Here is a 20,341-nt window from a genome sequence, read left to right as displayed (position 1 = left end):
TGTCCCAGCGCCAACTTCGGCTCCCAGCTGCTGTTGAGCCTGCTGTCGTGGGCGGTGGTGGTGGCGTTGTACTTCGCGAACCGGCGGCTAGGACGCGCCCGTGCCGAACAGCAACCCCAACAGGTAGGTGACGGCGGCGGCGCCGTAACCGATCATGAGCTGACGCACCGCCCTGCGCACCGGGGGACCACCTGACAGCAGTCCGACGACGACTCCCGTTGCCAGCAAAGCGATTCCGACGAGCGCGGCCGCCACGACCACCGCGACGGTGCCCTGCAGCCCGAACAGGTACGGCAATACCGGGATCAACGCCCCTGAGGCGAAAAAGCTGAAGCTGGAGACCGCAGCGCGAAGCCCGGTGCCGACGGCTTCATGGCTGTCGGCATCCGGTGCGCCGAGCCGACTGTGACCACCGCCTGCCGGAAGGCTGGCCAGCACCTGGGCAGCGCGATTGGTCGCGTCCTCTTCGGTCATCCCGCGGGCGCGGTAGACGAGTGCCAGCTCGTTGGCGTTGACGTCCAACTCCGGTAGCGCCGCACCGGCTTCCGGGCTGGGTGTGGAGGCCTCGAGCAGTTCACGCTGCGACGTCACCGAAACGTACTCACCGGCGCCCATCGACAGCGCGCCCGCGAGCAGCCCGGCGAGGCCCGTGATGAGCACCGTGTGGTTCGACACGCCCGCCGCGCTGATGCCAAGGACCAAGGCCAGGTTGCTGACCAGCCCGTCGTTGGCGCCGAACACCGCCGCGCGGAAAGTGCCCGACAGCTGGTTGCGGCCGCGGGTCGCCATGGCGCGCACCACCTCCAGATGGATGCGCTCGTCGGCGGCCATGGTGGCCGTTGCGTCTGCGTCCGTGTCGTAGCTGGAGCGTGCCTCGGCCCGCTGGGCGAGGGCCAGCACGAACACCGAGCCGAAGTGCCTGGCCAGAAAGCCGAGCAGGCGGGTACGCAGATCAGCGCGGCGCGGCTTCCCGACGTCGTCGCCGAGCAGGTTCAGCCAGTGTTGTTCGTGGCGGCGCTCGGCCTCGGCCAGGCTGAGCAGGATGGTGCGCTCTTCACCCGTCCGACGCTGCGCCAGGCCTCGGTAGACGTCGGCTTCGGCGCGTTCGTTGGCCAGGTGTTGTCGCCAGCGACGCAGATCGGACGGTCTCGGCCGGCTTTCGGTGTCCATCAGTCGATCATTCCCGTTTGGTGACGACAAGACGCAAAATGCCCCGACACGCCGGGCGTGCGGGGCATTTTGCGACTGCTCGCCGCAATTACAGCGGGATGTTCTTGTGCCTGCCGCGGCGCTGCGGCGCCTCGGCCAGCGCCTGGGTCAGCCTGCTGCGGGTGTGCGACGGGTCGATCTTCTCGTCGACGACACCGATCTCGATGGCGGAATCCACGCCACCGGCGATCTTTTCGTGCTCGGCCGCCAACTCCTCGTGCAGCGCCTCACGCTCGTCGTCGGGTGCGGCGGCCAGCTTCTTCTTGTGCAGGATGCCGACCGCGGCCTTGGCGCCCATCACGGCGACCTCGGCGTCCGGCCACGCGAACACCTTGGTGGCGTTCAGCGACCGCGAGTTCATCGCGATGTAGGCACCGCCGTAGATCTTGCGGGTGACCAGCGTGACCCTCGGAACGGTGCACTCGCCGAACGCGTGCAGCAGCTTGGCGCCGCGGCGCACCACGCCGCCCCACTCCTGGTCGACGCCGGGCAGGTAGCCCGGTACGTCGACGATGACGACCAGCGGGATACCGAACGCGTCGCACAGCCGCACGAAACGTGCGGCCTTCTCGGCACTTTCGGAGTTCAAGCAGCCGCCGAGGCGCAGCGGGTTGTTGGCGATGACGCCGACGGTGCGACCGGACAACCGGCCAAGGCCCACCACGATCGACGGCGCCCACTTGGCCTGGAACTCCTCGAACGGCGTGTCGGCATCCAACAGGGCCTCGACGATCGGGTGCACGTCGTAGGCGCGTCGCGCCGAATCCGGCAGCAGCGCATGCAGGTCGGTGTCGCCCGACTCGGCCTTGCTGCGGTCGAAATGCCCTTGCTGGCAAAACAATTGGACCAGGCGCCGACCACGGTCGTACGCACCCAGCTCGTTGTCGGCGACGATGTGGCACACGCCGGACTTCTTGTGGTGGGTGTCCGGGCCGCCGAGCGACGCCATGTCGACGTCCTCGCCGGTGACGCTGCGAACGATGTCGGGTCCCGTGACGAACACCCGGCCCTCGGGTGCCATCACCACGACGTCGGTCAGCGCGGGCCCGTAGGCGGCGCCGCCCGCCGCGAAGCCGACCACCACCGAGATCTGCGGGATGTACCCCGACGCGCGAATCATGGCCTCGAACATCAAGCCGACCGCGTGCAGCGCCCTGACGCCCTCAGCCAGTCGCGCGCCACCGGAATGCCAGATACCCACGATGGGGCTCTGCTCCTCGATCGCGGTGTCGTAGGCGTCGACGATGTGCCTGCAGCCCTCGACACCCATGGCGCCGCCCATGACTGTGCCGTCGGTGCAGAACGCGATGGTGCGCACGCCGTTGACGGTGCCTGCCGCGGCCAGCACGCCGGAGCGGTCTCGCTCGTGCAGCAGTTCGACGCTGTTGTCGTCGAAGAACGTGCTCAAGCGCAACAGCGGATCGCGGGGATCCAACGATTCGCTGGTTGCCTCCGGGGCCATGATCGTCATCGAGGTCTCCTGGTTTCTCAGTACTTCCCGAAGGCGAGCGCCACGTTGTGCCCACCGAATCCAAACGAGTTGTTCACTGCGTATTGATAATTGCCGGGTCGCGGGCCGCCGTGTACGACGTCCAGGTCGATCTCCGGGTCGAGATTCTTCAAGTTCAGCGTCGGGGGAATGACCCCATTCTTCAGCGCCAGAACAGTCAGGATGGATTCGACCGCACCGACCGCGCCGACCGAGTGGCCAAGGGCCGACTTCGGTGCGTACACGGCGGGCTTGTGGCCGCCCATCGCATTGTTGATCGCTTTCGACTCGGCCACGTCGCCGACCGAGGTTCCGGTGGCGTGTGCGTTCACGTGGTCGATGTCGGTGGGCCGCAGGCCCGCGAGCTGGATGGCACGCGACATCGCGTGACCCGCCTGCTCACCGTTGGGATCGGGGGCCACCATGTGGTACCCGTCCGAGGTGACGCTGGCGCCCATCAGTCGGGCGAGGATGTTCGCACCGCGCGCCTTGGCGTGTTCCTCGGTCTCGATCACCATCAGCGCTCCGGCCTCGCCGAACACGAACCCGTTGCGGTCCCTGTCGAACGGACGGCATGCGCCGGCTGGGTCGTCGTTGGTGGTGGACAACACGATTCGCATCTGCGCGAATCCCGCGATCGGCACCGCCTCGATCTTCGATTCCACGCCACCGCAGATCGCGATGTCCGCCTCGCCAAGCACGATCTGCTGCCACGCGTGGGCGATGCCCTCCGAACCTGACGCACACGCCGAAACCGGCGTGATGACACCGGCTTTGGCGGCACGTTCCAGGCCGACGGCGGCTGCGGGGGAGTTCGGCATGTACTTCTGCACCGCGAGTGGCGACACCGCCCGCATGCCCTTCGCCCGCATGTCGTCGTAGGCGAAGACCAACTCCTCGGCCGAACCGAGGCCCGTGCCGATGGAGACCATCAACCGGCGGGAGTCGACCTCCGGCGCACCGGCGTTCTCCCAGACCCGCCTCCCGAGGACGGTGGACATCTTCTGTAGGTACGACAACCGCCGCAACTCCACACGGGAGAGCTCGGAGTCGAAGTCCTCGAGAAGATGGCCACCGATCCGGACAGGAAGGTTGTACTGCTCGACGAACGGATCCTCGAGTTTGCGGATACCGCTTTGCCCGTCGAGCAGCTTCTGCCACGTGCCTTCAGCGTCGGTTGCCAGGGCGGTCGTCATCGCGATACCGGTGACGACCACGTTGGGGAAACCATTCCCCGTCGTTAGCTGTGTGCGTCCTGCCATTACAGCTCCGAAGGTTCCTCTCGCTTAGTAACGACCAAACGCCAGAGCGACATTGTGACCGCCGAATCCGAACGAGTTGTTGATGGCGTACTGGTATTCGCCATACCGAGGCTCGCCCGCAACGACATCGAGATCGATCTCGGGATCGGGGGTCTCGTAGTTCAACGTCGGCGGGATCACCCCGTCGCGCAGGGTCAGGACCGTCAATACCGATTCCAGCGCGCCGACCGCTCCGATGGAGTGGCCGAGCGCCGACTTCGGCGCGTACACCGCGGCGTGCTCCACACCGGCAACCCGGATGGCGTTCGCCTCGGCCGTGTCCCCGATCGGGGTCGCGGTCGCGTGGGCGTTGACGTGGCTGATGTCCTTGGGGTCAAGCCCCGCGGTCTCGATCGCACGCTTCATCGCGTGACCGGCGCGCACCCCGTCGGCGGCCGGAGCCACCATGTGGAACGCGTCGGACGTGATGCCCGCACCCATGAGCCTTGCCAGCGGCTTGGCGCCGCGCGCCTTGGCGTGCTCCTCGGTCTCGATGATCATCATGGCGCCGGCCTCACCGAAGACGAACCCGTCGCGGTTCTTGTCGAACGGACGCGATGCGCCCTCGGGATCGTCGTTGCGTGTCGACATGGCGCGCATCATCGAGAACGTCGCGATGGGCAGCGCCTCGATGCCGCCCTCGACACCGCCGACAACGGCGAAATCCGCGTCACCCATGACGATTTGTCGCCAGCCGTGCGCGATGGCCTCCGAACCCGACGAGCAGGCCGACACCGGGGTGATGACACCGGCACGGGCACCGAGTTGGAGCCCGACCACCGCTGCCGCCCCGTTGGGCATGATCATCTGCACGGCGAGCGGCGACACCTTCCGGGGGCCGCCCTCGTTCATCGCGTCGTAGGTCTCGACGATCTTCTCGCCGCCACCCAGACCGGTGCCGAGGACCACCGCGAAGCGGTCCGGGTCGACCTCGGGACTGCCCGCGGTCTCCCAGAGTTGACCCGCGAGCAGCTTGGCCATCCGCTGGACATACGACATCCGCCGCATGTCCAACCGGCCCATGTGATCGTCGACGGGATCCTTCAGATGGCCGCCGATGCGAACCGGCAGATCCCACTTGGTGACGAACTCGTCCTCGAGTACGTGGATGCCGCTCTCACCGGCCAACAAGCCCTTCCACGTGCTCTCGATATCCCCAGAGATCGAGGTGGTTGCCGTAACGGCGGTCACCACAACACTGGGGAAACCGCCGTTAGCAGTGGAAGGCTTGGTCACTTGGTCTCCGCGATCTGCGCCCGGATGGCCGCCGCGGCCTCGGGGTTCTCTTCCTCGAGCTTCTGGATGTAGGCGACGACGTCACCGACGGTGCGCAGGCCAGCAAGGTCCTCGTCCGGAATCTTCACGCCGTACTTGTCCTCGGTCTGCACGGCGATCTCGACCATCGACAGCGAGTCGATGTCCAGGTCGTCGACGAAGCTCTTCTCAGGGGTGACCTCAGACGGCTCGATGCCGGTGACCTCTTCGATGATCTCGGCGATGCCGGCGATGATTTCTTCCTGGGTGGTGGCCACGATGGCTCCTTCTAATTGGTTGATACTGCTTGAAATTCGGACTGGGTCGATCGTTATGTGGTTGTAACTGGCTCAGGCGCTCTCAAGAAAGTCCTGCGAGCCCGTCCAGATCAGCGGGAGACTTGACGGCGTGCGTCGGCACCCCCCGAAGTTCGCGTTTGGCGATTCCGGCCAAGGTGCCCGCGGGCGGGAACTCGACGATCGCCGACACATTCTTTTGACGCATGGTCTCGGTGCATAAATCCCACCGCACCGGACGAGTCAGCTGGTTCACCAACTTCGTCATCGCGTCTGCGGCCGAAGCGACCGGCTGGCCGTCGGCATTCGAGAGGAGTGTCGCGTTCGGCTCGGCGGTTGTTACGCCCTCGGCTGCCGCGCGGTAGCCGTCGGTGGCCGACGCCATGTAGTGCGTGTGGAACGCGCCCGCGGTGGCCAGCTGGCGGACCCGCGCCTTGGCGGGCGGATCCTCGGCGAGCTTGTCGAGTGCGGACAGCGCGCCCGCGGCCACGATCTGGCCCGCGGCGTTGCGGTTGGCGGGAACAAGGTCGAGCGCCTCGAGGCGGGCCAGCACCTCGGCTTCGTCGCCGCCGAGCACCGCAGACATTCCGGTGGGCTCCAGCGCGCAGGCCTTGGCCATCTCCGCACCGCGGGTGGCGGCCAGCTTGACGGCGTCATCGGCGGAGATGACACCGGCGATCGCGTACGCCGCGATCTCGCCGACCGAGTGGCCCGCGACGATGACGTCCCTGTCGGCGAACAGCCCGCGCCGGGTGAGTTCTTCGTGGGCCAGCAGCGTCGCTGCCACCACCAACGGCTGGGTCACCGCGGTATCGGTGATCTCCTCGGCGGTGGCGGTGGTGCCAAGACGGGCGAGGTCAAGCCCGCTGATCTCGGACCAGGCGGCGAGGCGCTCGGCGGCGCCGGGCAGCTCGAGCCACGCGGTCAGCATGCCGGGGGTCTGGGAGCCCTGTCCGGGCGCAAGCAACGCGAGCGCAGTTTTTTGAGGCACGAATTAAGAAAACACTGTGAAGACGGTTTCGGACGGTGTAAGAGATTATGAACCTCGTCTTATGTTTTTGTAGGTCCTCCACAAAACAGCATGTGATGCGACTCCATCGATACCGCTCCGCAACCTTTGCCTTCGCTCACTGGACTGCGACGTGTGCCTGTCAGACCTCGCTCGGCGCGTTTGCCGTGCTCGGATGGTACGCATGGCGGCCCAACCGGCCCACTGTGGCGGCCACCCGCAGCACGTAAGCGTCACGAGGAAGGGTGGGATCGCGGCCCGTGAAATCGGCGATGCGTTTGAGCCGGTAGCGCACGGTATTTGGATGAACGAACAATTTGCGGGCGCAGGCCTCGATGGCCCCGCCGGAGTCCAAGTACGCATCGAGCGTCTCTGTCAGCGCCGGGCCTGCGTCGGCGAGCGGCCTCATGACCTCGGTTTCCAGGGCCGCGATCGCGGTCGCATCGCCGAGCAGCGCACGTTCCGGTAGCAACTCGCGCGCCGACACCGGTCGCGGCGCGCCACTCCAGCCGGCGACGGCGTTCATGCCGGCGATCGCCTCCGTGGCGCTGATGTGTGCGGCGCCGAGCGTCGGCGCGGTCGGCCCGATCACGACGGGTCCGTCGGCGAATACTCCGAGCAGCTCCGCCAAGAACTTGTCCGTCGGGGCGAGCGCGCCGGAGACGATGGCCACCAGCCACGTCCCGTGCACATCCGACAGCGCGGCGCGGCCGTTGCGCTGAACGACGTCGTGGACGTCGTCGCTGGTGAGGTCGATCCGGTCGGGCTGGGGCAGCCCGACGATCACCGTCGCGGGCGCGGTCGCGTCCCAGTTCAGCGCGGCGGCCTGCGACTGCAACTCCGGACCGGTGTCCCCGCGCACCACCGCGTCGACGACGTTGGCCTCCATCCGGGTGTCCCACGCGCCGCGGGCCTCCGCCTGGTCGGCGTACGCGGTCGCGGCGGCGAACGCCAAATCCCGGCTGTAGCGCAGGATTCCGGCCGTCAGCGCGGTCAGCTGTTCTTCGGAGCGGGCCAGCAGCGGCACCACCTCCTCGAAGAACTCCATCGTGATGCGCACCATCTCGACCGACTGACGCAGCGCGATGCGCCGCCGCAGATCCTGGGGCACCACCTCGAAGGCCTGCGCGGTGTAGCTGACGTTGCTCTGCGGATTGCGCATCCACTCGACGAAGTTGACCACCGCGGCCTGCACCACCAACTGCACGCTCGCGCGCTGCGAGGCCTCGAGGTCTGCGAAGAACGGCAGCCGTTCCTCCATCGCGCGCACCGCTTCGGTGGCCAGTCGGCCCGAGTACTGCTTCAGCCGGCGCAGCACCGACTCGGGCACGCTCTGCAGTACCTCGACGGTGGACTTCGGCGGGATGAACCGGTTGTCGGTCATCCCCAAAGGCTACGCGACTCTTCTGGAGGAAACCTCCAACGCCTGTCCGCGCCCCTTCGCGCCGAGACTACGGTTTCTGACGCAAAACGCGCCGTTTGCCGTCATTTTCCGTAGTTTCGCGGCGCAGAGGGAACCGTGAGCGGCTCTCGCGCACCTAATTGGTGTGGACGATCTCATCGTGGGCAGCGAAGCCATGGCCGCAGGACTGGTGACGCGGCAGATGCTGCGCACCCAATTCGTCAAGCTGCATCACAACGTGTACGCCCGGAAGGGTGTCGAGTTGACGGCAGCCGACCGGGCCAGGGCGGCCTGGTTGTGGTCGCGTCGCAAGGCCACGCTCATCGGACACTCCGCGGCTGCGATGCACGGCGCGAAGTATCTGCCCAACAACGTGCCTGCCGAACTGGCGCGCATTCGGCAGCCCTCGCCGCAAGGGATCGCGGTGTTCACCGGGTCGATCGCCGACGACGAGATCTGCTTGCGGCAAAGCGTCGACTGCACCACGCCCGCGCGTACCGCCTACGACATCGGCCGTCGCGTCGCGGGCGATGCGGCGATCATCCGAATCGACGCCCTGCTCAACGCGACCCGATGCACGGTGGAGGAGGTCCAGAAGATCGCCGCACGTTATCCCGGGGCACGCCACATCCGTCGGCTACACCGCGCGCTGGACCTCGCCGACGGCGGCGCCGAGTCGCCGAAGGAAACGGAACTGCGGCTGTTGCTGGTGCGCGACGGGCTGCCCCGGCCGGTCACTCAGATCGCCGTCGGCCCCAGGCGCGTCGACATGGGCTGGCCCGACATCAAGGTCGGCGTGGAGTACGACGGCGAACAGCACTTCGAGAATCCCGACGACTATGCCGACGACATCGAACGGCTGGAATTCCTTGCCGAACAAGGCTGGATCATCGTGCGGGTCAGCTCGCGACAGCTGCGATACGACCGGCCCGGGATCTTGCGGCGGGTACGGGCAGCGCGCGATCGCCGAGACTACGGTTTCTGATGCGGTTCGGCGCGAAATCCGTCAGAAACCGTAGCCTCGGCGCACTCGGCGCAGTGGTGAGTCGCGGTCAGGCGCTGCCGGTGTCCTTGTACGACACGCCGGCTGCCATCACGTCGTCGATCTTGTACTTGCGCGCCGCCTCGACGGCCACCGAATCGTCGATGTTGCCGTCGCGGGCCAGGCCCTCGAGCACCCCGACGACCACCGATTCGGCGTCGGTGTTGAAGTACCGGCGCGCCGCTGGGCGGGTGTCGGAGAAGCCGAAGCCGTCGGTGCCGAGGGTGATGTAAGTGCCCGGCACCCACGGCCTGATCTGCTCGGGCACCGCGCGCATCCAGTCGGACACCGCCACCACCGGGCCCGCCGCGTCGGCCAACGCGGTCGTGACGAACGGGGTGCCCGCGGGCCGCTCGGGATGGCGCAGCTTTTCCTTCTCTATCTGCACACCGTCGCGGTTGAGCTCATTCCAACTGGTCACCGACCACACGTCGGCGGCGACGTCCCACTCCTCGGCGAGCAGATCCGCAGCCCGCAGCGCCTCGGGCATCGCCACGCCCGACGCCAGGATCTGCGCGACGTGGGTGCGCGCCTCGGGTGCCTTGCGGTAGCGGTAGATGCCGCGCAGCAGCGCCTCGATGTCGAGGCCTTCGGGTTCGGCGGGCTGGACGTAGGGCTCGTTGTAGATGGTGATGTAGAAGTAGACGTTCTCCGGGTTCTCGCCGTACATCCGGTGCAGGCCGCTCTCGACGATGTAGGCGATCTCGTAGGCGAACGCCGGGTCGTAGGCCACCACCGCCGGATTGGTCGACGCCAGCAGCAGCGAATGCCCGTCGGCGTGCTGCAGACCTTCACCGGTCAGCGTCGTGCGTCCCGCGGTGGCGCCCAACACGAAGCCGCGCGCCATCTGGTCGGCCGCGGCCCAGAAACCGTCGCCGGTGCGTTGGAATCCGAACATCGAGTAGAAGATGTAGATCGGGATCATCGGCTCGTTGTGCGTCGCGTACGACGTGCCCGCCGCGGTGAACGACGCCGTGGAGCCGGCCTCGTTGATGCCCTCGTGCAGGATCTGGCCGATTTCACTTTCCTTGTACGCCAACATCAATTCGGCGTCCACACTGGTGTAGAGCTGGCCGTTGCGGTTGTAGATCTTCAGGTTCGGGAACCACGAGTCCATCCCGAACGTGCGTGCCTCGTCGGGGATGATGGGCACGATGCGTGGCCCAACCTCCTTGTCCCGCAACAACTCTTTGAAGGTCCGCACCATCGCCATGGTGGTGGCGACCTCCTGGGTGCCCGAACCTTTCTTCAACGCCTTGTAGGTGTCGCGGCCGGGCAGCGTCAGCGCCTTGGACTTGGTGCGACGCTCGGGCAGGAACCCGCCCAACGCCCGACGACGTTCGAGCATGTAGCGGATCTCGGGCGCCTCCGGGCCGGGGTGGTAGTACGGCGGCAGGTACGGGTTCTTCTCGATTTCCTCGTCGCTGACCGGAATGCGGATGGCGTCGCGGAAGAACTTGAGGTCTTCTATCGCAAGCTTTTTCATCTGGTGGGTGGCGTTGCGGCCCTGGAAGTGGGCGCCCAGCGAGTAGCCCTTGATGGTCTTGGCGAGAATCACCGTCGGCTGGCCTTTGTGCTCGACGGCCGCCCGGTAGGCCGCATACACCTTGCGGTAGTCGTGGCCGCCGCGCTTGAGGTTCCAGATCTCGCTGTCCGACATCTTCTCGACCAACGCCTTGGTGCGCGGGTCGCGGCCGAAGAAGTGGTCGCGGACGTAGGCGCCGTCGTTGGCCTTGTACGTCTGGTAGTCGCCGTCGGGGGTGGTGTTCATCAAGTTGACCAACGCGCCGTCGCGGTCGGCGTGCAGCAGCGCATCCCATTCGCGGCCCCACACCACCTTGATGACGTTCCAGCCGGCGCCACGGAAGAACGACTCCAGCTCCTGGATGATCTTGCCGTTGCCGCGCACCGGGCCGTCCAGGCGCTGCAGGTTGCAGTTGATCACGAAGGTCAGGTTGTCCAGCGCCTCGTTGGCGGCCACCTGGATCAGGCCGCGGCTCTCCGGTTCGTCCATCTCGCCGTCGCCGAGGAACGCCCACACGTGTTGGTCGGAGGTGTCCTTGATGCCGCGGTCGTGCAGATAGTGGTTGAACCGGGCCTGGAAGATCGCGTTCATCGGGCCCAGGCCCATCGACACCGTGGGGAACTCCCAGAAGTCGGGCATCAGCCGCGGATGCGGGTACGACGGCAGTCCGCCACCCGGATGGCTGTGCTCCTGACGGAAACCATCCAGTTGGTCGGCTGTTAGCCGGCCCTCGAGAAACGCGCGGGCGTAGACGCCGGGCGAGGCGTGGCCCTGAATGAAGACCTGATCGCCGCCGCCGGGATGCGACTTGCCGCGGAAGAAGTGGTTGAAGCCGACCTCATACAGCGCCGCCGACGACGCGTACGTCGAAATGTGGCCTCCCACACCGACTCCCGGCCGCTGCGCGCGGTGCACCATGATGGCTGCGTTCCACCGGATCCATGCCCGGTACCGTCGCTCGACGTCCTCGTCGCCGGGGAACCACGGCTCGAGTTCGGTCGGGATGGTGTTCACGTAGTCGGTGGACGTCAGCGCCGGAATGGCAACTCGCTGTTCGCGGGAGCGTTCCAGTAACCGCAACATCAGGTAACGCGCCCTGGCGGGACCCGACCGCTCCAGCAACTCGTCGAACGATTCCAGCCATTCGCCGGTCTCCTCGGGATCGATATCCGGGAGGTATGACGCGACCCCTTCGCGAATGATTCGAACCCGGTCGGGTTCGGCTGTGGTGCTGGAGTTTTGAGCCAGGTCTTGGCGCACGAACTCGGTGGTCAACTTCCGCTCCTTGTCAGGCGGTGTGGGTGCTACGCGATCGGCGTAGCTGCCTCTATCTTTGTCCCATCGTGCCCCACTTGCACTGCCGGGGGTGTGGAGTGGAATGAACCCGCGATCCCGGGTCCAAACCGGTAACGTCTGCACCCGTGCTGATCGCTGGGCAGTCCCGCAACCGGCTGCGAATCGCTGCCCTGGTGATCGGCATCCTGGCGGTCATCGCGATGGTCATCGTGGGCTGCACCAGCGTCACCCGGGGCTCAGTGCAGATCGACCGCGCCGACGCCCCGGTGTATCGGGCGTCGGTCTCGGCGTCCATCGAGGAGTCGGCGTCCAGTTCGAGCGCCCGCGAGTCCGAACGGCAGGCGTCGCTCACCACGCAGGCGATCCACACCTCGTGTGAGGCGCTGAGTTCGTCGAGCGTGGACGCGATCACCGCGGTGAACAACTACGTCGACGCCTTCAACCGCAACGCCGCCGACGCCACCGCCAAGGCGCAACCGGCGGTCGACGCGCTCAACCACAGCGCCGACGTCGTGGCGGGCAGCCTGTCGGACGCACTGGCCCCGAATCTGCGCGACGCGCTCAACGCGTGGGTCGATGCGGCGAGGGGCCTCGCGGCCGCGATTGCGGGCAATTACGGGCCCGACGAGTTCAACGCGGCGATCACCAAGCTCAACGACACGAAAACCACCGCACTGAACCTTTGCGACGCGGCATATCGATGAACCTGCCGCCAGTGGTCAATGTTTGAGCCCCGGCGTGCGACGATAGGGCTTGATACATCCCCGGGCGCAACGTGCGCTTCGAGCTGGCTGAAGGAGGACCGACCGTGGTCGCGGCGGATGACGCCCCGAACTACGCCCGCAGACTGGGCATCCAAAAAGATCAGGTTGTGCAGGAGTTGGGCTGGGACTCCGACGTCGACGACGACATCCGGGCCGACATCGAAGAGGCGTGCGGCGGTGAGCTGCTCGACGAGGACGCCGACGAGGTCATCGATGTGGTCCTGTTGTGGTGGCGTGATGGCGACGGCGACCTCGTCGACAACCTGATGGACGCGATCACCCCGCTCGCCGACGACGGCGTCATCTGGGTGGTCACCCCGAAGACGGGCAAACCGGGCCATGTGCAACCGGCCGAGATCGCCGAATCGGCGCCGACGGCCGGCCTGATGCAGACATCGTCGGCCAACCTCGGCGACTGGATCGCGAGCAGGTTGGTGCAGCCGAAGTCCAAAGCGGCCGGCAGAAGGTAGTGCTCGAAGTCGGTAGTCAGGCGCCGGACTTCACGCTCAAGGACCAGAACGGGCAGTCCGTCGGCCTGAGCAGCTTCCGTGGCGAGAAGGACGTCCTGCTGGTGTTCTTTCCGCTTGCATTCACCTCGATCTGCCAAGGCGAGCTCGACGAGATCCGCGATCACCTGTCGGACTACGAGAACGACGAGACGGCCACATTGGCGATCTCGGTGGGCCCGCCGCCAACGCACAAGATCTGGGCGACGCAGAGCGGCTTCACTTTTCCGGTGCTGTCGGATTTCTGGCCGCACGGCGCGACGGCACAGTCCTACGGCGTGTTCAACGACGTCACCGGCTTCGCCAACCGCGGCACGTTCGTGGTGGACCGCTCGGGCGTCATCCGGTTCGCGGAGATGAAGCAGCCGGGGGAGCCCCGCGATCAGGGGGTGTGGAAGGCCGCGCTGACGGCGCTGCGGCCACGCTGATCGATTTCCACCTGCAGGTCATCGGCCTGTAGCCTGCCCGGCAAGGGGCGCGTAGCTCAGTGGTAGAGCTCTGGTTTTACACACCAGCGGTCGGCGGTTCGATACCGTCCGCGCCCACTCATTCGAGACTTCGTTGCGTGAGCAAAATATTTGCGGTAGCCGTTGCGCCTCGCCCTCGTCGTGAAGTTCGCGAGGCTGTCTAAGTCGCTGGTGGCTGCAAAAGCTATGCAAACCCTGGATGTTCCCGCTACACTGCGTTAGCTGGCGTAAACCGCCCGGCCCATTCACGACCACCGAGGGGAAGTAATGAAGAAGACTTTGATCGTAGCCGGGCTAATCGGCGCCGCGGCGGTGGTGGCCGCCGCGCCCGCCGGGGCTCAGCCGTCGAGCTCCGTGAGTTGCTCGCCGATGCCGCTGTGCCAGATCAACGGCCCGTTGAGCCAATACCAGCAGGGCGTCACCGACTACATGACCCAGGGTCCGCTGATCTTTGCCGGCAGCATCGCGGGCGCACCGCAGACGTTCCAGGGCAGTATCCAGAAATTCGTGACGGAGGGCCCCAAGGTCTTCCAGCGGACGCTGATGAGCCCGGGCAGCGAGAAGTACGACCCGGACCCAAACGCTGACGACGAGTAACAGCGCAATACGTCGACGCCAGGGCCACGCGCCCTGGCGTTTTCGTTTGTCGGTTATGACGGCGGTGCGAAGAATTCCAGCGCGTTGCCGTCGGGATCGCGGAAACTCAGACCGGATCCGTAATGCTCGTCGACGATTCCGCTGTGCTCGACGCCGAGGGAGTCGAGCTGGTCGACCCAGCCCTCCAATTCCGCGCGATCGGCGCAACCGAACCCGACGTGGTCCAGTCCTACCCGAAACTCGCTGAACCGTCCGCCTTCGGCTCCGCGGTCATGCTGGTGGATGCCGAACAGCGTGCCGTTGTCGAATGCCCACACCTGATGCCGGAAGCCGGCGTCGGTGTGCTCGTCGAGCAACGGGTCTGTCCCGATGAGGGATCGGTACCAGGGACCGCTCACGTCGAGATCGCTCACTGTGAGTGCGACGTGATTGAGGGCGGGGAACGCCATGGGAACTCCTCACTGCTCATTTCGTTGACCTGTTCTATTGAACGTCCCCGGGCGGCATCCAGTTCGGGCTAACGACCCCGTGACGGTTTGCCTTTTCGGAACGCAACCATGATCGCGGCTATCCAGCAAATGCAATTGCGCATGTTCTGCAGACTGGCTAGTTATCGCAACTAAACAATCCCGCGTTTGCCAGTGTTTGCCAATTGACGCTGGAGTAGGTTCTGAAACGGGCTGTTGCCCCCGCATATTAGCAGGTACAGCACGAAAAATTCTTGCATTGAGGATTAAACCAGCCGGTTGCTGGGAATCGAAGAGTTGTATCGATGAGCCCGGTGCGGGTGCCGGGTAGGGAATGGATCACGAAATGGGGATACTGTGCGGCAAAGTAAGAGACAGGGCCGGATGCGACGGCCTGTCGTGAAGATCGGTATTGCAGTGACGGCCTCGGCGTTGTTCTCGGCGGGCGCCGCGAGTCTGTTGACGGCCGGGGGTTCCGGTCCGGTGGCGCTGCCATACGCGACGATGGCGGCGATCAACACAGACAACACAACCGTCGGGTTCGCCGACTCCGACATCATCGGCATGTCACAGGCTGACATCGATCGGACTCTGGACGAGATGCAGGCCATGGGCGTGCAGAACGTCCGAATCCTGATTCCATGGAACGGAATCGAGTTGGCCGACGACTTCTTCTACTGGAACAAGGTCGACGCCCTGGTGAACTCCGCCTATGAGCGCGATATGGGCATTCTTGGTGTGCTGAACTCCACGCCCGCATGGGCGACCGAACCCGGCCAGCCGGCGCCCGCGAGCCCGCCCGCCGACACCGCGGAATATGCCGAATTCGTTGGCGCAGTGGCGGACCGGTACGCCGGGAAGGTCTCTGCGTACGAGGTGTGGAACGAGCCCAATGCAACGACCTTCTGGTATCCGTCACCGGATCCCGCGGGCTACACCGAGTTGTTGCAGGCGGCTTACCCGGCGATCAAGGAGGCCGACCCGGACGCCACCGTCATCGGCGGCGTGGTCGGCTGGGTGACCGACTACCCGGGCCTGGCGATCAGCCCGGCGAAATACGTCGAGGGCATGTATGACGCTGGGGCGCAAGGGTATTTCGACGCGCTGTCGTATCACCCCTACCAGTACCAGGTCGCGTTCGGGCAGGGAAAGCCCTACGGCCCCGCGGCGCCGATCAACCAATTGGACCTGATGCACCAGGAGATGGTGGCCAACGGCGACGGTGACAAGCTGATCTGGGCGACCGAATATGGTCAGCCGACATCGGAGGGCGGCGAGGCGAAGCAGGCGCAGTTCATCTCGAACTTCCTGAACACCTGGAGCGGTTACGATTACACCGGCCCGTCGTTCATCTACACCACGCGTGACCGTGCCACCGGTAGCACCGATGATCAGGACACGCTCGGCGTGCTGCGGACGGACTGGTCTCGTAAGCCCGTAGCCGATGTCATCGATCAGTGGACGGCGACGCATCCACAGTCGCCACCGAGCACGGTGACGTTGACCGCGACGACGGACACCGCGGAGGCGACCGACGTCTCTACGGAATCGAGGACCGCGACGTTGGCTCCGGTGGCTGCGACCGAGATCCCGGAGAGCACGTTGACGCCGTCCACCGCGACGACCGAAACATCAACGGCGCCAACGGCTACCGCCACAGCAGAACCAACGGCAGAGTCGACGGCTGAGCCGACGGCAGAGTCGACATCGACCCGCTCGACGTCAACGCGATCGACGTCGACGAATGACACGACGGGTACGTCCAGTACGTCGCGTACCTCCGGGTCTAAGTCCAGCGGCACAAGCGACAGCGGATCGTCGGCGAGCAGCACGGACTCGTCGAGCGACAGCGACTCGTCAAGCGACTCCACTGGATAATCCGAGGGGACGCGCTCGGAAGGCGGGTCAGATGACTCGCCTTCCGAGGCGTGCTCGGGCCCGCATGTTGCGCAAGTACAGCTCGTAGGTGAACAACCAGAAGTCTCGCGGGATGACACGGTCGGCGACGCGCAAGCCGAACAGCAGCAGCTCGAACAACCGCTGCTGATCCCGGGACCATTTCAACTGCATGTGATCGCGGAATTCCGGTGGCAGAAACCCGGTCGTCGCAAAGAGATTCAGCGGCCCGATCAACTGCCGCAGCGGTGTCGGCAGAAACTCCGTCGCCGCGACGCCGTACAGGTGCTTGCGCACCGGAGGGTCGATGCGGAGCTCCTCGAGCGAGCGCTTCCAGTACTCGTCGAACGCGGCCCGGTCGGGCGGCCACATGTCTTCGCGGACCTGCAGCGTGGTACCCAGCTTCCTGGCGTCCTGATACACGGCGTCGGCGGCGTCGTCATCCAGTGGGCCATACAGAAATTCGTGCTGATCGACGTAATACCGGTACAGACAGGCCGCCACCCACAGTTGCAGCCGCGGGTCGAATGCGTTGTATCGCACCGGGCTGGTGGCGCGCGACCGGATCATGGTGTGCACCTTGTCGATTTCCCGACGCACCAGCGCACGGTCCGCGTCGGTGCCAACGGTCGCCGCGGCGAGGTAGTAGCCGGTGGTGCGGGACCGCTTCAGCGGATGCTTGTAGACGTTGCCGCTGTCGACCGGACTCTCCAGCACGCCGTACCCGACTCCCGGCGAGGCCAATTGCATGATCACGTTCGCCGCAGGCAGCAGCACCGCGGCGGGGTTCAGCAGATCGGCGACCCGGGTCGGGCGCCGGGGCGGACCCAGCCTCATGAGATCGAGTAGACCACTTGTGAGACGCTCCCGGAGTGTTTGTGCAGGCGTGTCAGGCGCGCGTTGCGGGGATCACCGCCGGCTATCTCGCCGACGTGCTGTTCGGCGACCCGCGTCGCGGCCATCCGGTGGCGCTGTTCGGTGACGCGGCAGCCGCTTTGGAACAGCGCACCTACGCCGATTCCCGCCGCGCCGGGGCGGTGCACGTCGGGGTGCTGCTCGGCTCGCTCGGTGCTTTCGGTGTGGCCGTCGAACGCCGCGGGGGACCGGTGTGGACGGCCGTGGCGACGGCGGCGGCCACATTCGTCGCGCTCGGTGGAACGTCGCTGGGCCGCACCGGACACCAGATGGCCGCCCTGCTCGACAGCGGCGACGTCGAAGCCGCCCGGCGGCTACTGCCGTCGCTGTGCGGACGTGACCCCGCGGCGCTGGATTCGGCAGGGTTGGCGCGCGCGGCGCTGGAATCGATCGCCGAGAACACCTCCGATGCCCATGTGGCCCCCGTGTTGTGGGCCGCGATCGGAGGGGTCCCCGCGGTGCTCGTCTACCGCGGCGCGAACACGCTCGACGCGATGATCGGCAACAAGTCGCCCCGGTACGCCCGATTTGGTTGGGCCGCAGCACGTTTCGACGATGCGGCGAATTACCTCGCAGCCCGTGTGACAGGCCTGCTGGTGGCGCTGTGCGCCCCGCTGGTCGGCGGTTCTCCCGCTGCGGCGTTGCGGGCCTGGCGCCGCGACGCGGCCCGCCACCCCAGCCCCAACGCCGGCGTCGTGGAGGCGTCCTTCGCCGGTGCGCTGGGGGTACGACTCGGTGGGCCCACGCAGTACGCCCACGAGCTGGAGATCAGGCCGACGCTCGGCGACGGCAGGCCTCCCCAGGTCGCCGATCTGGGTCGCGCGGTGCGGTTGTCACGCATCGTGCAGGCCGCGGCGACGGCGACCAGTGTCAGCGTCGCCTGCCGTATCGGTCGGCGAGTTTCTGCTCGACGGTGAGCGGGGCGTCGCGCTCGGCAGTCGACGCGGCGGCCTTCTCCCGCCTGCGCTGCTGCACCTCGGCGTAGACGAAGTAGCCCACCAGGATCGGGGCGATGATGCCGAACGCGATCCACTGGATGCCGTACGACAGGAACGGGCCCGCGTCGAGTTGCGGCAAGGCGATGACGCCGAGCCCGCCGGGCTGGTTCTCGACCAGTTGGAGATACGACCCGGTCAGCGGTGTTCGGACCAGCTCGGAGATCTGCGCGGTGTTGATCGAATACACCTGCTGTGCGCCGTTCTCCCGGAACGGATCCTTGCCCTGCACTGTCGGCTCCGAGTCGCGCAGCCGTGCGGTGATCGTCACGGTTCCGGTCGGCGCAGCCGCGATCGGCGGCGCGTTCGAGCCCTGCTCGGGCTTGACGTATCCGCGGTCGACCAGCACCACCGGCCCACCGTCGACAGCGAACGGCGTGAGTACCTCGAACGCGGGATCGCCTTCGATCACGCGAAGCCGGGCCAGTACCTGCTGGTCGGGCAGGTAGTGCCCCGTCGCCGTCACCCGCCGCCACTCGGCGTCCGGGGCCGACGAATCCTGATGCGGCAGATACGTTTTCAACGGCACCGGGTCGGCCGTCAGCGACGCTGAGATCTGGTTGTTCTCCCGCGACGTCTTCGTGTTCTTGCCCAGCTGCCACGGCGCGAGGACGGTGAAGCACAGGTACGCGAACGCGATCACCACGACGAACAGCGCCAGCCACGCCGGCCGCAGGAGAAAGCTCCACCGCTTGAGCATCAGCTTGCGATTCCCCGGCTCGCCAACTGTTCGTCCACCCAACTGTGCAGCCCCGGCAGGGCCGCCTCGATCACGGTGAACGTGTCTTCGAAATCGTCATGCGTTCCGTAATACGGATCTTCGACGTCGAGGGGGTGCGCTCCTGACCGCGGATCGAACGACCGCAGCATCCGGATCCTGTTGGCAGGCACCCCCATTTCCTGCAGCATGCGGAAGTGGTTGCGGCCGAGCGCGATGACCAGATCCGCCGAGAGGTGATCGTCGTCGATCTGCGCGGCCCGGTGCGCCGTGGGATAGCCGTGTTCGCGAAGCACGTGTGACGCGCGCCGGTCGGCGGGATCGCCGACGTGCCAACTGCCGGTGCCCGCGCTGGTGACGCGGACCGCGTCGGACAGCCCCCGTTGCTGGATCTGGTGGGCGAACATCTTCTCCGCCATCGGCGACCGGCAGATGTTCCCGGAGCAGATGAACGTGACGTGTAGCGGCTCAGACACCCAACACCTCGCGAAGGTCGTCGACCGTACAGACGTGCGCCAGCGCGCTGACGGCGTCGGGACCCTCGAAGTCCGCACTGCCGTAGCCCCAGCCGACCACCACCGTTTCGATGCCGTGTTCGGCCGCCCCCTCCACGTCGTGGGACCGGTCGCCGACCATCAGCACGCGGTCGGGCAGCGGTTGCAACTGGGCGAGGGCGCGCGCGACCACGTCGGACTTGGTGGCGCGGGAGCCGTCGACGCTGGCGCCCGCGATTACCTCGAAGTGCCCGTCGAGACCGAAGTGCGCCAGGATGCGCTGCGCCGTCGGCTCCGCCTTCGAGGTGGCCACCGCCAACCGCACGCCGGCCGCCCGCAGATCCGCCAGCAGGGCGGCGATCCCGTCGAAGAGCCTGTTCATCGCCCAGCCCCTGGTGCTGTAGTCCGCCCGGTAGGCCGCGATCGCGGCGTCGACGTCGTCGCCGAGCCCCATTTCGCGCAGCGTGTGATGCATCGGCGGGCCGACGATGCGGCTGGCCAGGGCGCCGTCGGGGGCCACGGCGCCGACCTCACCGAGCGCGTGCTTGAAGCTGGACACGATGCCCTGTGCCGAGTCGGTCAAGGTGCCGTCGAGGTCGAACAGCACCAACTGCGGGCGCGTCGCGACGGTACTGCGCAGGGTTTCTGTCACGACTCCATTGTCGCCGACGTCTAGTGTCGTGCTGTGGCCAGTCATCC

20 protein-coding genes and 1 tRNA gene are annotated in these 20,341 nt (G+C 66.5%); 8 read left to right on the top strand and 13 right to left on the bottom strand.

The window, feature by feature from the left end:
- Positions 1-87: 87 nt before the first annotated feature.
- The 7 genes from C1A30_RS06050 to C1A30_RS06020 all read right to left on the bottom strand — a co-directional run bounded on the left by C1A30_RS06050 (position 88) and on the right by C1A30_RS06020 (position 7,942).
- Positions 88-1,170, bottom strand: a complete 1,083-nt coding sequence (locus C1A30_RS06050) for a VIT1/CCC1 family protein (RefSeq protein WP_101947293.1) — start codon at positions 1,168-1,170, stop codon at positions 88-90.
- A gap of 88 nt (positions 1,171-1,258) precedes the next feature.
- The gene (locus tag C1A30_RS06045) at positions 1,259-2,680 is read right to left on the bottom strand and encodes an acyl-CoA carboxylase subunit beta (protein WP_101947292.1); all 1,422 of its coding nucleotides are present in this window, start codon (positions 2,678-2,680) and stop codon (positions 1,259-1,261) included.
- Positions 2,681-2,697: 17 nt separating this feature from the next.
- Positions 2,698-3,960: a 3-oxoacyl-ACP synthase KasB gene (gene kasB, locus C1A30_RS06040; protein ID WP_101947291.1), complete on the bottom strand. Its 1,263-nt coding sequence runs from the start codon at positions 3,958-3,960 to the stop codon at positions 2,698-2,700.
- A gap of 24 nt (positions 3,961-3,984) precedes the next feature.
- Positions 3,985-5,235 carry a 3-oxoacyl-ACP synthase KasA gene (gene kasA / locus C1A30_RS06035; RefSeq protein ID WP_101947290.1) on the bottom strand — a complete coding sequence of 417 codons (1,251 nt, stop codon included), beginning with the start codon at positions 5,233-5,235 and terminating at the stop codon, positions 3,985-3,987.
- Positions 5,232-5,531 (bottom strand): meromycolate extension acyl carrier protein AcpM, encoded by a 300-nt coding sequence (gene acpM / locus C1A30_RS06030; protein ID WP_015307814.1) that lies wholly within the window; start codon positions 5,529-5,531, stop codon positions 5,232-5,234. The genes kasA and acpM overlap by 4 nt, the downstream gene beginning before the upstream one ends.
- 82 nt (positions 5,532-5,613) lie before the next feature.
- A complete protein-coding gene (locus C1A30_RS06025; protein ID WP_101947289.1) occupies positions 5,614-6,540 on the bottom strand; it encodes an ACP S-malonyltransferase in 927 nt (308 codons plus the stop codon).
- Between the two features lie 160 nt (positions 6,541-6,700).
- Positions 6,701-7,942 (bottom strand): CdaR family transcriptional regulator, encoded by a 1,242-nt coding sequence (locus tag C1A30_RS06020; RefSeq protein WP_101947288.1) that lies wholly within the window; start codon positions 7,940-7,942, stop codon positions 6,701-6,703.
- A 163-nt stretch (positions 7,943-8,105) separates the two neighbouring features.
- On the opposite strand from C1A30_RS06020, the gene C1A30_RS06015 reads away from it, so the two are divergent.
- Positions 8,106-8,945 (top strand): DUF559 domain-containing protein, encoded by an 840-nt coding sequence (locus C1A30_RS06015; RefSeq protein ID WP_101947287.1) that lies wholly within the window; start codon positions 8,106-8,108, stop codon positions 8,943-8,945.
- A 67-nt stretch (positions 8,946-9,012) separates the two neighbouring features.
- Here C1A30_RS06015 and aceE read toward each other — a convergent pair whose 3' ends face one another.
- Positions 9,013-11,802, bottom strand: a complete 2,790-nt coding sequence (aceE, locus tag C1A30_RS06010; protein ID WP_101947286.1) for a pyruvate dehydrogenase (acetyl-transferring), homodimeric type — start codon at positions 11,800-11,802, stop codon at positions 9,013-9,015.
- Positions 11,803-12,023: 221 nt separating this feature from the next.
- On the opposite strand from aceE, the gene C1A30_RS06005 reads away from it, so the two are divergent.
- From C1A30_RS06005 to C1A30_RS05985, 5 genes are all read left to right on the top strand, one after another.
- On the top strand, positions 12,024-12,527 hold the full coding sequence (locus C1A30_RS06005) for a hypothetical protein (protein WP_235009708.1): 504 nt from the start codon (positions 12,024-12,026) through the stop codon (positions 12,525-12,527).
- Between the two features lie 104 nt (positions 12,528-12,631).
- Positions 12,632-13,057 carry a DUF3052 domain-containing protein gene (locus C1A30_RS06000; protein ID WP_067811650.1) on the top strand — a complete coding sequence of 142 codons (426 nt, stop codon included), beginning with the start codon at positions 12,632-12,634 and terminating at the stop codon, positions 13,055-13,057.
- The gene (locus C1A30_RS05995) at positions 13,057-13,521 is read left to right on the top strand and encodes a peroxiredoxin (RefSeq protein WP_101947285.1); all 465 of its coding nucleotides are present in this window, start codon (positions 13,057-13,059) and stop codon (positions 13,519-13,521) included. Before C1A30_RS06000 ends, C1A30_RS05995 begins: the two co-directional genes overlap by 1 nt.
- A gap of 45 nt (positions 13,522-13,566) precedes the next feature.
- A tRNA-Val gene (locus C1A30_RS05990) sits at positions 13,567-13,638 on the top strand.
- Positions 13,639-13,827: 189 nt separating this feature from the next.
- Positions 13,828-14,157 carry a hypothetical protein gene (locus C1A30_RS05985; protein ID WP_101947284.1) on the top strand — a complete coding sequence of 110 codons (330 nt, stop codon included), beginning with the start codon at positions 13,828-13,830 and terminating at the stop codon, positions 14,155-14,157.
- Between the two features lie 53 nt (positions 14,158-14,210).
- On the opposite strand, the gene C1A30_RS05980 is transcribed toward C1A30_RS05985, so the two are convergent.
- A complete protein-coding gene (locus C1A30_RS05980; RefSeq protein WP_101947283.1) occupies positions 14,211-14,606 on the bottom strand; it encodes a VOC family protein in 396 nt (131 codons plus the stop codon).
- 402 nt (positions 14,607-15,008) lie between these two features.
- On the opposite strand from C1A30_RS05980, the gene C1A30_RS05975 reads away from it, so the two are divergent.
- Entirely contained in the window at positions 15,009-16,502 is a 1,494-nt protein-coding gene (locus C1A30_RS05975; protein WP_101947282.1) for a cellulase family glycosylhydrolase, read from the top strand.
- A 27-nt stretch (positions 16,503-16,529) separates the two neighbouring features.
- On the opposite strand, the gene C1A30_RS05970 is transcribed toward C1A30_RS05975, so the two are convergent.
- On the bottom strand, positions 16,530-17,357 hold the full coding sequence (locus C1A30_RS05970; protein WP_101947281.1) for an oxygenase MpaB family protein: 828 nt from the start codon (positions 17,355-17,357) through the stop codon (positions 16,530-16,532).
- Positions 17,358-17,392: 35 nt separating this feature from the next.
- Between C1A30_RS05970 and C1A30_RS05965 the strand changes: the two genes are divergently transcribed.
- Positions 17,393-18,352, top strand: a complete 960-nt coding sequence (locus C1A30_RS05965; protein WP_101947280.1) for a cobalamin biosynthesis protein — start codon at positions 17,393-17,395, stop codon at positions 18,350-18,352.
- On the opposite strand, the gene C1A30_RS05960 is transcribed toward C1A30_RS05965, so the two are convergent.
- From C1A30_RS05960 to C1A30_RS05950, 3 genes are read right to left on the bottom strand one after another with little or no spacing between them, the layout of a single operon-like run.
- Positions 18,306-19,130 (bottom strand): SURF1 family protein, encoded by an 825-nt coding sequence (locus C1A30_RS05960; protein WP_101947279.1) that lies wholly within the window; start codon positions 19,128-19,130, stop codon positions 18,306-18,308. The genes C1A30_RS05965 and C1A30_RS05960 overlap by 47 nt on opposite strands.
- Positions 19,130-19,624 carry a low molecular weight protein-tyrosine-phosphatase gene (locus C1A30_RS05955; protein ID WP_101947278.1) on the bottom strand — a complete coding sequence of 165 codons (495 nt, stop codon included), beginning with the start codon at positions 19,622-19,624 and terminating at the stop codon, positions 19,130-19,132. The genes C1A30_RS05960 and C1A30_RS05955 overlap by 1 nt, the downstream gene beginning before the upstream one ends.
- Positions 19,617-20,294 carry an HAD-IA family hydrolase gene (locus tag C1A30_RS05950; protein WP_235009660.1) on the bottom strand — a complete coding sequence of 226 codons (678 nt, stop codon included), beginning with the start codon at positions 20,292-20,294 and terminating at the stop codon, positions 19,617-19,619. The genes C1A30_RS05955 and C1A30_RS05950 overlap by 8 nt, the downstream gene beginning before the upstream one ends.
- Positions 20,295-20,341 lie beyond the last annotated feature (47 nt).

The sequence above is a fragment of the Mycobacterium sp. 3519A genome (assembly GCF_900240945.1).
GTDB lineage: Bacteria > Actinomycetota > Actinomycetes > Mycobacteriales > Mycobacteriaceae > Mycobacterium.
Note: the sequence above shows the minus strand (reverse complement) of the source record. Positions and strands in the feature narration are given on the sequence as shown.

Coding starts and splice junctions, on each gene's coding strand:
- C1A30_RS06050 (WP_101947293.1), bottom strand. CDS start 1,170: ATGGACACCGAAAGCCGGCCGAGACCGTCCGATCTGCGTCGCTGGCGA.
- C1A30_RS06045 (WP_101947292.1), bottom strand. CDS start 2,680: ATGACGATCATGGCCCCGGAGGCAACCAGCGAATCGTTGGATCCCCGC.
- kasB (WP_101947291.1), bottom strand. CDS start 3,960: ATGGCAGGACGCACACAGCTAACGACGGGGAATGGTTTCCCCAACGTG.
- C1A30_RS06020 (WP_101947288.1), bottom strand. CDS start 7,942: ATGACCGACAACCGGTTCATCCCGCCGAAGTCCACCGTCGAGGTACTG.
- C1A30_RS06005 (WP_235009708.1), top strand. CDS start 12,024: ATGGTCATCGTGGGCTGCACCAGCGTCACCCGGGGCTCAGTGCAGATC.
- C1A30_RS05985 (WP_101947284.1), top strand. CDS start 13,828: ATGAAGAAGACTTTGATCGTAGCCGGGCTAATCGGCGCCGCGGCGGTG.
- C1A30_RS05980 (WP_101947283.1), bottom strand. CDS start 14,606: ATGGCGTTCCCCGCCCTCAATCACGTCGCACTCACAGTGAGCGATCTC.
- C1A30_RS05975 (WP_101947282.1), top strand. CDS start 15,009: ATGCGACGGCCTGTCGTGAAGATCGGTATTGCAGTGACGGCCTCGGCG.
- C1A30_RS05970 (WP_101947281.1), bottom strand. CDS start 17,357: ATGAGGCTGGGTCCGCCCCGGCGCCCGACCCGGGTCGCCGATCTGCTG.
- C1A30_RS05960 (WP_101947279.1), bottom strand. CDS start 19,130: ATGCTCAAGCGGTGGAGCTTTCTCCTGCGGCCGGCGTGGCTGGCGCTG.